General features: G+C 70.3%; 11 protein-coding genes. All 11 read right to left on the bottom strand.

The window, feature by feature from the left end:
* Positions 1-437: hypothetical protein (locus tag Q0C12_RS13345; protein ID WP_290890991.1), on the bottom strand; the 437-nt coding region annotated here is incomplete at its 3' end.
* Between the two features lie 68 nt (positions 438-505).
* Positions 506-1795 carry a phosphoribosylamine--glycine ligase gene (purD, locus tag Q0C12_RS13340; protein WP_290890989.1) on the bottom strand — a complete coding sequence of 430 codons (1290 nt, stop codon included), beginning with the start codon at positions 1793-1795 and terminating at the stop codon, positions 506-508.
* A 37-nt stretch (positions 1796-1832) separates the two neighbouring features.
* On the bottom strand, positions 1833-3401 hold the full coding sequence (gene purH, locus Q0C12_RS13335; RefSeq protein WP_290890987.1) for a bifunctional phosphoribosylaminoimidazolecarboxamide formyltransferase/IMP cyclohydrolase: 1569 nt from the start codon (positions 3399-3401) through the stop codon (positions 1833-1835).
* 37 nt (positions 3402-3438) lie between these two features.
* On the bottom strand, positions 3439-3717 hold the full coding sequence (gene fis, locus Q0C12_RS13330; protein WP_290890985.1) for a DNA-binding transcriptional regulator Fis: 279 nt from the start codon (positions 3715-3717) through the stop codon (positions 3439-3441).
* 129 nt (positions 3718-3846) lie between these two features.
* Positions 3847-4374: a DUF3426 domain-containing protein gene (locus Q0C12_RS13325; RefSeq protein ID WP_290890983.1), complete on the bottom strand. Its 528-nt coding sequence runs from the start codon at positions 4372-4374 to the stop codon at positions 3847-3849.
* Between the two features lie 140 nt (positions 4375-4514).
* Positions 4515-5429: a 50S ribosomal protein L11 methyltransferase gene (prmA, locus tag Q0C12_RS13320; RefSeq protein ID WP_290890982.1), complete on the bottom strand. Its 915-nt coding sequence runs from the start codon at positions 5427-5429 to the stop codon at positions 4515-4517.
* A 46-nt stretch (positions 5430-5475) separates the two neighbouring features.
* Positions 5476-6210 (bottom strand): hypothetical protein, encoded by a 735-nt coding sequence (locus Q0C12_RS13315; protein WP_290890980.1) that lies wholly within the window; start codon positions 6208-6210, stop codon positions 5476-5478.
* A gap of 83 nt (positions 6211-6293) precedes the next feature.
* Positions 6294-7967, bottom strand: a complete 1674-nt coding sequence (locus Q0C12_RS13310; protein WP_290890979.1) for a phosphoethanolamine--lipid A transferase — start codon at positions 7965-7967, stop codon at positions 6294-6296.
* A gap of 101 nt (positions 7968-8068) precedes the next feature.
* Complete coding sequence (locus tag Q0C12_RS13305; protein ID WP_290890977.1) at positions 8069-8815, bottom strand: energy transducer TonB; 747 nt, start codon at positions 8813-8815, stop codon at positions 8069-8071.
* A complete protein-coding gene (accC, locus tag Q0C12_RS13300) occupies positions 8812-10179 on the bottom strand; it encodes an acetyl-CoA carboxylase biotin carboxylase subunit (protein WP_290890975.1) in 1368 nt (455 codons plus the stop codon). The genes Q0C12_RS13305 and accC overlap by 4 nt, the downstream gene beginning before the upstream one ends.
* Positions 10180-10190: 11 nt before the next feature.
* A partial coding sequence (gene accB, locus Q0C12_RS13295; RefSeq protein ID WP_290890973.1) for an acetyl-CoA carboxylase biotin carboxyl carrier protein occupies positions 10191-10524 on the bottom strand: 334 nt, incomplete at its 5' end.

Here is a 10524-nt window from a genome sequence, read left to right as displayed (position 1 = left end):
GACGCCGCGAACGCCAGCGCCACCGGCTTGCCGGCCTGCAGCGGGGGCAGCGCGGCCGGCGTGAGCGTGATGCCGGACGCGGCGGCGGGCGGCGCGATGGTGACGGTGACCATGATGGTGTCGCTGTTGTCGTCGAGCACCACGAACCGGTCGCGCCCGCCGCCGGCCGGCGTGGCGCCGCCGTGGATGTAGCGATACCCGTCGAGCGGCACGTTGGCGCCGGGCGTGGCCTGGCCGTGCGCCGGGGGCTTCGACACGACGCCGAGGCCGAAGGTGTGGCAGTCCTTCAGGTCGACCGCGACGCTGCCGCCCCAGGGCACGCTGACGCTGCGCGTGGCGCAGCCGGGGTAGGTGGACGGCTGGTCGACCGCCAGCGCGGCGCCAGGCAGCAGCAGCGCGAGCGGAAAGCAACGGGTGGCGAAGCGTGGCAGGCGCATGGCAGGCGATCCGGGCGAGGCGTTGCCAAGGATGATGCCCTTTCCCAAGCTCCCCGTGGGAGGGGCGATCAGCCGCGGCGCTCGCGCTCGATGGCGCGCCAGCCGATGTCGGTGCGGTAGAACGCGCCTTCCCAGTGCAGGTTGTCGGCGGCGGCGTAAGCGCGCTGCTGCGCCTGCGCCACGGTGTCGCCCAGCGCGCAGGCGCAGAGCACGCGGCCGCCGGTGGTGACCACCACGCCGTTGCGCAGCTCGGTGCCGGCGTGGAAGACCTTGGCCTCGGGGCCCGGATCGGTGGCCAGGCCCGAGATGGCGTCACCGGTGCGCGGCGTGCCCGGGTAGTTGTCGGCGGCCATCACCACGCCCAGGCTCGGGCGCGGATCCCAATCGGCCTGCACCTGGTCCAGGCGGCCGTCGATCGCGGCCTCCACCAGGTCCAGCAGGTCGCTGCGCAGGCGCAGCATCACCGGCTGGGTTTCCGGGTCTCCGAAGCGGACGTTGAACTCGATGACCTTGGGCGCGCCGTCGGGCGTGATCATCAGGCCGGCGTAGAGGAAGCCGGTGAAGGGGATGCCGTCGGCGATCATGCCGCGCACGGTCGGCTCCACCACTTCGCGCATCACGCGGGCGTGCACTTCGGGCGTCACCACGGGGGCCGGCGAATACGCGCCCATGCCGCCGGTGTTCGGGCCGGTGTCGCCGTCGCCGACGCGCTTGTGGTCCTGCGACGTCGCCATCGGCAGCGCGGTGCGGCCGTCCACCATCGAGATGAAGCTGGCTTCCTCGCCTTCCAGGAACTCCTCGATGACCACGCGCGCGCCGGCGTCGCCGAAGGCTTCGTCCTCGAGCATGTCGATGATGGCGGCCTCGGCTTCGGCGACCGTCATCGCCACCACCACGCCCTTGCCCGCGGCCAGGCCGTCGGCCTTGATCACGATCGGCGCGCCGTGGTCGCGCACGTGCTGCAGCGCCAGCGCGCTGTCCTCGAACACGCCGTAGTAGGCGGTGGGGATCTTGTGCCGCGCCAGGAAATCCTTGGCGTAGGCCTTGCTGCCCTCGAGCTGCGCCGCAGCGGCCGTGGGCCCGAAGATGCGGCGGCCGGCGGCGCGGAAGGCATCCACCACGCCCTTCACCAGCGGCGCCTCGGGGCCGACCACGGTGACGCCCACGTTCTCGTCGGCGGCCAGCGCCAGTAGTGCTTCGATATCGGTGGCCTTCACCGGCACGTTGCGGCAGCGCGCTTCGGTGGCGGTGCCGGCGTTGCCGGGCGCGACCAGCACTTCACTGACGCGCGGCGATTGCGCCAGCTTCCAGGCCAGCGCGTGCTCGCGGCCGCCGGAACCGATGACGAGGACTTTCATGGGAATGCTCCGGAGGCGATGGCGGGCGGGCGCGCGCTCAGTGGCGGAAGTGGCGGCGGCCGGTGAACACCATGGCCATGCCGTGTTCGTCGGCGGCGGCGATGACTTCGCCGTCGCGCATCGAGCCGCCCGGCTGGATCACCGCGGCGATGCCGGCGGCCGCGGCGGCGTCGATGCCGTCGCGGAAGGGGAAGAAGGCGTCGGAGGCCATCACCGAGCCCGGCACCACCAGCCCGGCCTCCTCGGCCTTGAGCCCGGCGATCTTCGCGCTGACCACGCGGCTCATCTGGCCGGCGCCGATGCCGACGGTCTGCAGGTCGCGCGCATAGACGATGGCGTTGGACTTGACGTACATCGCCACCTTCCACGCGAACAGCAGGTCGCGCAGCTGGGCGTCGGTGGGCGCCAGCTTGCTGACGACCTTCAGGTCGGCGGCACCGAGCGCGTCGGTGTCGGCGTCCTGCACCAGCAGGCCGCCGGCGATTCGCTTGTACTCCAAGCCGGACGTCGCGCGCAGCTCGCCGCAGGCGAGGACGCGCACATTGGCCTTCTTGGCGAAGTGCGGCAGTGCGTCGGCCGCGATCGAAGGCGCGATGACGACCTCGACGAACTGGCGCTTGAGGATCTCGGCGGCGGTGGCGGCGTCCAATTCGCGGTTGAAGGCGATGATCCCGCCGAAGGCCGAGGTGGGGTCCACCGCGAAGGCGCGGTCGTAGGCCTCCATCAGGCTGGCGGCCACGGCGACGCCGCAGGGGTTGGCGTGCTTGACGATCACGCAGGCCGGCGCGTCGAAGGCCTTGACGCACTCGAGCGCGGCGTCGGCGTCGGCCAGGTTGTTGTAGCTCAGCTCCTTGCCCTGCAGGAAGCGCGCGGTGGCGACGATGCCCTGCGGCGCGCCCGCCTCGACGTAGAGCGCGCCGCGCTGGTGCGGGTTCTCGCCGTAGCGCAGGGCCGACGCCAGCTGCAGCGAGGCGTGGAAGGTCTTCGGCCAGGCCTCCGGCTGGGCGGGGTCTTCCGCGCGCGGCGAAAGCCACTGCGCGATCTGGCCGTCGTAGGCGGCGGTGTGGGCATAGGCCTTGGCGGCGAACGCGCGGCGCATGGCCGGCGTACTGCCGCCGTCCTTCAATGCGGCCAGGAAGGCGTCGTAATCGGACGGATCGACCAGCACGCTGGTGCGCGCGTGGTTCTTGGCGGTGGCGCGCAGCATGGCCGGGCCGCCGATGTCGATGTTCTCGATGGCGTCGTCATAGCTGCAGCCGGGCTTGGCCACGGTCTGTGCGAACGGGTAGAGGTTGACCACCAGCAGGTCGATCGGCGCGATGCCGTGTTCGGCCATCACCGCATCGTCCACGCCCTCGCGGCCCAGCAAGCCGCCGTGGATCTTCGGGTGCAGGGTCTTGACCCGGCCATCCATGATTTCCGGGAACCCGGTGACTTCGCTGACATCACGCACCGCCAGCCCGGCCTCGCGCAGCGCCTTGGCGGTGCCGCCGGTCGACAGCAGCTCGACGCCCAGCGCGGCCAGCCCGCGGGCCAGTTCGACCACGCCGGTCTTGTCGGAAACGGAAAGCAGCGCGCGGCGGACGGGTTGGCGTTCGGCGGTCATCGGGCACCTCGTGGGGAGGGCCGCGATTATAGCGGGCTCAGGCCAGGCCGTAGGCCTTGAGTTTCTTGCGGAGGGTGGCGCGGTTGAGGCCGAGCATGGCGGCGGCGCGGCTCTGGTTGCCGTCGCAGTGGCGCAGCACCTCGGCGAACAGCGGGGCTTCGATTTCGCGCAGCACGACTTCGTAGAGATCGTCGATCTCGCAGCCGTTGATGTCGAGCAGGTAGCGCCGCACGGAGCGCGAGACATGGTCGCGCAGCGGGGTGTGGCTGGGGGTGGAAGCGTTGGAATCCGCGCGCGCGGCCGGCAGGGCATTCACTGGAAGTCAGCTCCGTGGGGGATTGTCCGCTTCCTTGCGGTCCCGGCGCTGGGCGACGGGGGAAGGGAGTCTACGTCAATCCAAAACGCGGTGCGACCCGTACTTCCGGACAGGACCCGGGACGATTCCTCAGTGGAAGTCGAAGGTGAACGCGACCGCCCGTTTGCCCGGGTCCAGGATCTCGAGGGTGGCGCTGGCCGACTGGCCGGGCGCGATCAGCGGCGAGGCCGGCGGGCTGCCCAGGTACTCCACCGGCTGGAAGCGGCGCAGGCCGAGCGCCTGGCCATCGAGGTCCTGCAGCGCGATCTCCAGCACCGGCCAGGCCTGCGCCCAGCGGGCATCGTTTCGGAAGCTGGCGGTGACCAGCAGCACCCCCGGCACGGTCGGGTGCGGCTGCACTTCACGCGTGGTGACCCGGAAATCGTCGGGTGCATGCCAGGGCGGCAGGTCGCAGCCCAGCACGCCGCAGGCCAGCTCCAGCCGCGGCCGCCAGTTCGCATCCCCGGCCAGGCGCGCCCGGTCGGCCAGCACCAGCTGCAGCAACAGCAGCAGGCCCAGCGCGACCACCAGCCCGGCCCAGCCCCAGGGCAGGCGGCGGAGCGTGGGTGCGGTGTCGTCGGCGGCGGCGGTGGCGAAGCGCGGGGTTTTGGGGGGCATGGGGGGATGATAGCCGGCGGGCGGAGTGGGTGATTGGGGGAGGGCAGGGGACAGGAAATAGTAAGTAGGAACTAGGAAATAGTAAGAGCCGGGATCCGGCTTTTGCCTCTCACTAGTTCCTATTTCCTATTTCCTAGTTCCTATTCCCCAGTGCCTGCTTTCCTCACGCCTGTAATCCGCATCCAATCCCCCTCCTGCGCCGCCACCAAGTGATCGAACCAAGCCGCATAGCGCTCCAGCAACGCGTCCTCCTGCCCCTGCAGGATGCCGGACAGCGCGATCACGCCGCCGGGCGCGACGCGCGAGGCGAGGGTTTCGGCCAGCGCATCGAGCGCAGAGGCGAGGATGTTGGCCACGACCACGGGATAGGTCGCGGCCGGTTCGTCTTCGGGCGAATACACCGTGAGCAGGTCGCCGACGCCGTTGCGTTCGGCGTTGTCGGCGGTGGCGGCCAGGGCCTGCGGGTCGTTGTCCACGCCCACCGCGGCCTTGGCGCCGAGCTTGAGCGCGGCCAGCGCGAGGATGCCGGAGCCGCAGCCGAAGTCGAGCACCACCTTGTCGCGCAGCACCAGCGAATCGAGCCACTGCAGGCACAGCGACGTGGTCGGGTGCGTGCCCGAGCCGAAGGCCAGGCCCGGGTCGAGCCGCACGATCACGCCGTCGCGCGCTTCCGGCGGCGGGTCCATGTTCCAGGGCACGATCCAGGTGCGGGTGCCGAAGCTCAGCGGCACGTACTGGTCCATCCACGCGCGCTCCCAGTCCTGGTCGGCGACTTCGCGGAAGTCGGCCTGTGACAGGTCGATCGCATCATCGAAGGATTCCAGCGCGTGCAGCACCAGCTCGGCCACGGTGTCGCCCGGGAACAGCGCCAGCAGCGTGATTTCCGGCCACAGCGGCGTCTCGCCCACGCCCGGTTCGAGCACGGCCTTCTCGTTCGGCGTGGCCGCGTCGGCGTCCATCAGCGTGACCGACAGCGCGCCGAGGTCCATCAGCGCATTCTCGGCGCGGTGTTCGTCTTCGGCGCGGACGCGCAGGGAGAGTTCGAGGAAGGGCATGGCGGCGTTGGCGACGGCGGGGCCGCCATTGTCGCACTGCCGGGGCTCAGCTGCCCGTGGCAGCCGTCCCTGGCGACCGGCCCTGGCATTCCAAAATGAAGCCCACGTAGCCAGCGAGCTGACCGCGGTCCTTGGCCTCGATAGCCGTGGGGAACGCACCGATCATCGGATGCGTCACTACGACCCCGTCATTGCAATTGGCCAGCATTTGATGGACCGCGAGGCCAATAATCTGCTCGACTTGCTCGTATTTCGGCGCGGCCGGGGAATCCAGGATGGGGCGCACGACCTGGCGGGCCTGTGAGCTAGGAGCGGCGTCTGACAACCTGCGGAACATTTGTCCGTAGCCCTTGTCCTGCGTGACGGAGGCTTCGAACTCGAATTCGTAGGAAGGCTTGGGTGCACAGCGTAATGTGCGAACGAAAAGGGTGCCGGCCGGCCATTCCCGGCGGCTGCTCTCCCCGGAGTCCACGGAGCCGAGCACCACCTCCGGTTTGGTGGAAAGCGTTACGTATCGCTCGCCGTCCGGGCACGAGTGCTGCAGTGTCTCCCACATCGCAAAGTCCGCCTGTGTCCAGGACGCAGCGCGCTTGGACTCGATCATGACGCGGTAGACCTTGCCCTCGGACGATTCCTCCAGCAGCTCGCGCGTGGCGGCGCCGAACGGGCTGGCCGCCAGGGCGAAATCCTCCGGCGTCCGCGGGATCTTGTCGAGGATGTCGCAGCCCGGGAGCAGGGCGATGGCAAGAACCGAAAGAGCGAGCGGGCGGCCGTGCTTCAAGGCGAGTCATCCGGTGGCGGGTGTGCCCCAACGCTAACGACTCGCGGCGGGCGTCGCCATCAGAAATTATCCCGGGTGAGTCCTCAGGCCGGCGCGCAGCCGGCCAGGGCGTCCAGCTTCGGCTCGTAAACCGAGGTTTGCAGGTCGAGCAGGCCCAGCACGGTGTGGAACAGGTTGTCGTGGCTGAGCGGGTCGCTGCGGCGGGCCTGCACGCAGCCGGTGTCGAGGCCGCGCCAGCGCAGGAAGGCCGGCGAGGTCCACAGCAGCATCGGTACGTGGGTCTGCTCGCCGGGTGCCAGCGCGTACGGCGCACCATGCAGGTAGAGCCCGTGTTCGCCGGTGGATTCGCCGTGGTCGGAGAGGTACAGCAGTGCGGGCGCGCGGTCGCCGGCCTCGTGCTCGAGCAGGCGGATCAGCGCGGCCAGCACGTGGTCGGTGTAGAGGATGGTGTTGTCGTAGCTGTTGCGGATTTCCTCGGTGGTGCAGTCCTGCAGCGACACGCTGCGGCAGGTCGGCGTGAAACGCTCGAACTGCGGCGGGTAGCGCTTGAAGTAGGCCGGGCCGTGGCTGCCTATCTGGTGCAGCACGAACACCTTGTCGGCGGTGCCCGGCGCGGCCAGCTCGTCGCGCAGGTGTTCGACCAGGCGCTCGTCGAGGCAGCCGTCGGCGTCGCAGGGTTGCGTGGCCGGCAGCTTCGCTATCGACTCCTCGCGCTGGCGCGCGGCCACGCCCTTGCTGCCGGTATTGTTGTCTTCCCACTCCACCTGCAGCCCGGCGTGGGCGATCACGTCGAGCAGGTTCTCGCGACCGCGCGCGGACGCTTCCTCGTAACGCGCGCGGCCCAGGTCGGAGAACATGCAGGGCAGCGAGGTCGCGGTGTTGGTGCCGCACGAACTCACGTTGGGGAAGAACACCGGCGCGATCTTCGCCAGCTCGGGGTTGGTCTGGCGCGGGTAGCCGGCCAGGCTGAAGCTGTCGGCGCGCGCCGACTCGCCCACCACGATCACCAGCAGCACCGGCTTGCGCACGCCGTAGCGGCTGCCGCCGTGGGCGTCGGTGCCCAGCGGCGCCACCACCACGGGTTCGCCGGGCGCCGCGTGCTTGGCGTAGCCGCGCACCGCGTTGAACAGGTTGGCCGGCGTGGCCAGGTGCCGCAGCTGGGCATGGTTCCGCGCGGTCGACGAGAACTCGCGCGAGAACGGCAGCACCGCCAGGCCAATCACCGCCAGCATCGCGACCATGAAGCCGGCGCGGCCCGCGAGTTCGCGTGGCCAGGGGCGATAGCGCACGGGCAGTTTCACCAGCGCCAGCACGGGCAGCAAGCCGAGCACGAGCAGGTAGCCCGCCATCGACCACGACAGCCATTCGCTGCCCTCGCGCAGGTCGGTCTCGAGCACGCTCTGCAGCGCGTGCCGGTCGATTACCGCGCCGTAGCCGTCCATGAAATACGCGGCGGCTGCCGACAGCACCAGCACGATGGCCAGGGCCGGCTTCTGCAGCCCGCGCCACGCCACGAACGACAGCAACAGCCCGTTGAATGCGAACAGCACCGCGAAGGCCGCGAGCAGGAACAGCGCCCCGCGCAGCCCGCCGGGCAGGTCGGCGGCACCGAGCTGACGCCAGAAGCTGGCGCTGTAGGCCAGCGCCAGCAGCGCCGCCGCGATCGCGGTCAGCGTGTTCGCGCCCAGGCTGCGTCGCGCAGGGGAAGCAGTGGGATCCGCCAAGGCAGCCTCGCGCCGGTGCTCGACCGCGGCCATCCCCCGGTCATCGAGCCGGCATCGTCGGCGATGCGCCGGCGCGTCGTGTCAATAAATCGTAAGGCGACCGCGCCCATTCAGCCGCGGTTGGCGATCGCGCCTCAGAGGCCGAAGCGGACGTGCGTCCGCGCGATCGCGCTGGCGGCGCCGTCCTGCGGCGGCGCGATGCGCCAGGTGCCTGCAGCTTCGACCGCGGCGGCGTCCAGGCCGGGATAGCCGGAAGAGCGGCCGACCCACGCCCGCTGCACCTGGCCGCAGCGGTTCACCAGCAGTACTAGTTCGACCGTCCCGGATTCCGCCTCCCGCAGCAGCTTCGGCGGATAGCGGGGAGCCGGCGTGGACACCGGGCCCGGCTCGCAGGTCTCGGCGGCGGCGGCCGCCTTCCATGCCTCGAGTTGCGACGGCGTCTGCTCGTGCGTCTCGTGCATGGCCGCCAGCTGGCCGCGGAGCTCATCGCAGGCGCGCCCGCTGCAGTAGAGCTCGAACCGCGGAGGCGCGGCGCCCGTCGACGGCAGGCGCCGCCAGGCCGCGTAGGGCCGGCGGTCGCCTACTTCGCCGAAGAAGCGCCAGTGCCCGGCGAACTCGCTGTCCGCGATGTTGGGTTCGCGCGACATCGCCGTGTAGCGGTACGTGTCGGGATTGTCGAGCATGCGTTCGACCAGTGCGGGATCAATGGCCTCCAGCCGCCGCGTCTCGATGCGGCGGATGGCCTCCCAGGCCTTCGCCGCCTCGCGCTTCCCGTACGTGGCGACCAGCGCGTAGCCCTCGCCGTCCGCCGATGCCGCCGACGGCGCGGGCAGGGCGACGGCCAGGCCGCCGAAGGCCAGCAGCGCGAGCAGCCGCTTCATCCCAGCCCGATCGCCTTTTCCTTGCGCTCCGCCAGCCGCTTCTCGAGGTAATGGATGTTGGTGCCGCCCTGCTGGAAGCCCACGTCCGCGAGGATGCGCTGCTGCAGCGGCACGTTCGTCTTGATGCCGTCCACCACCATCTCGCTCAGCGCCACGCGCATGCGGGCGATGGCCTGGGCCCGGGTCGCCCCGTGCACGATCAGCTTGCCGATCATCGAGTCGTAGTTCGGCGGGACCTTGTAGCCCTCGTAGATGTGCGAATCCACCCGCACGCCCGGGCCGCCCGGCGCGTGGAAGTGGCGGATCAGGCCGGGGCTGGGCAGGAAGCTCTCCGGGTCCTCGGCGTTGATGCGGCACTCGATGGCGTGGCCGGTGATCTTGATGTCGCTCTGCTTGATGCTCAGCTTCTGGCCGCTGGCGATCAGCAGCTGCTCGCGCACCAGGTCGATGCCGGTGATCATCTCGGTCACCGGGTGCTCCACCTGGATGCGGGTGTTCATCTCGATGAAGTAGAAGCGGCCGTTCTCGTACAGGAACTCGAAGGTGCCGGCGCCGCGGTAGCCGATGCGCACGCAGGCCTCGGTGCAGATGCGGCCGATCTCGGCGCGCTGCTCGTCGGTGATGCCCGGGGCCGGCGCTTCCTCGACCACCTTCTGGTGGCGGCGCTGCATCGAGCAGTCGCGTTCGCCCAGGTGGATGGCGTTGCCCTGGCCGTCGCTCAGCACCTGGATCTCCACGTGGCGCGGGTTCTCCAGGAACTTCTCCATGTAGACCATGTCGTTGCCGAACGCGGCCTTGGCTTCCTGCTTGGTGGCGGCGATGGCGGTCATCAGCGCGCCTTCGCTGTGCACCACGCGCATGCCGCGGCCGCCGCCGCCGCCGGCGGCCTTGATGATCACCGGGTAGCCGATCTCGCGGCCGTGGCTGATGCACTCGGCGCTGTCGTCGGGCAGCGGGCCGCCGGAGCCGGGTACGCAGGGCACGCCGGCCTCCTTCATGGCGCGGATGGCTTCGACCTTGTCGCCCATCATGCGGATCACGTTCGCGGTCGGGCCGATGAAGGTGAAGCCGGACTTCTCCACGCGCTCGGCGAAATCGGCGTTCTCGCTCAGGAAGCCGTAGCCCGGGTGGATGCCCTGGGCGTCGGTGACCTCGGCCGCGGCGATGATGGCCGGGATGTTGAGGTAGCTCTCCGACGACGGCGCCGGGCCGATGCAGACCGACTCGTCGGCCATGGCCACGTGCTTGAGGTTGCGGTCGACGGTGGAGTGCACGGCCACGGTCTTGATGCCGAGCGCGTGGCAGGCGCGCAGGATGCGCAGCGCGATCTCGCCGCGGTTGGCGATGACGATCTTGTCGAGCATGGGAAGCGCCTTCAGCTGATGACGAACATGGGCTCGTCGAATTCGATCGGCTGGCCGTTCTTGACCAGCACGGCCGTCACGGTGCCGGACACCTCGGCCTCGATCGGGTTGAACATCTTCATGGCCTCGATGATGCCGAGCGTCTCGCCCTGCTTCACGGTCTGGCCCACCTTCACGAACGGCGGCTTGTCCGGGCTCGGCGACTCGTAATAGGTGCCGACCATCGGCGAACGCACGGTATGGCCCTCGGGGATGTCCTTGGTGGACTTGCCCACGGCCTCGGCCGACAGCGCGGCGGCAGGGGCGGCCGGTGCCGGGCGCGGGGCCTCGGCGGGGGCGGCCGCC

This window comes from Arenimonas sp., from assembly GCF_022842045.1.
Classification (GTDB): domain Bacteria; phylum Pseudomonadota; class Gammaproteobacteria; order Xanthomonadales; family Xanthomonadaceae; genus Arenimonas.
Note: the sequence above shows the minus strand (reverse complement) of the source record. Positions and strands in the feature narration are given on the sequence as shown.

Bases quoted from the DNA above. Each gene is read 5' to 3' on its own strand.
- prmA (WP_290890982.1), bottom strand. From the start codon at position 5,429: ATGCCCTTCCTCGAACTCTCCCTGCGCGTCCGCGCCGAAGACGAACAC.
- accC (WP_290890975.1), bottom strand. From the start codon at position 10,179: ATGCTCGACAAGATCGTCATCGCCAACCGCGGCGAGATCGCGCTGCGC.
- purH (WP_290890987.1), bottom strand. From the start codon at position 3,401: ATGACCGCCGAACGCCAACCCGTCCGCCGCGCGCTGCTTTCCGTTTCC.
- Q0C12_RS13310 (WP_290890979.1), bottom strand. From the start codon at position 7,967: ATGGCCGCGGTCGAGCACCGGCGCGAGGCTGCCTTGGCGGATCCCACT.
- Q0C12_RS13305 (WP_290890977.1), bottom strand. From the start codon at position 8,815: ATGAAGCGGCTGCTCGCGCTGCTGGCCTTCGGCGGCCTGGCCGTCGCC.
- Q0C12_RS13325 (WP_290890983.1), bottom strand. From the start codon at position 4,374: ATGCCCCCCAAAACCCCGCGCTTCGCCACCGCCGCCGCCGACGACACC.
- purD (WP_290890989.1), bottom strand. From the start codon at position 1,795: ATGAAAGTCCTCGTCATCGGTTCCGGCGGCCGCGAGCACGCGCTGGCC.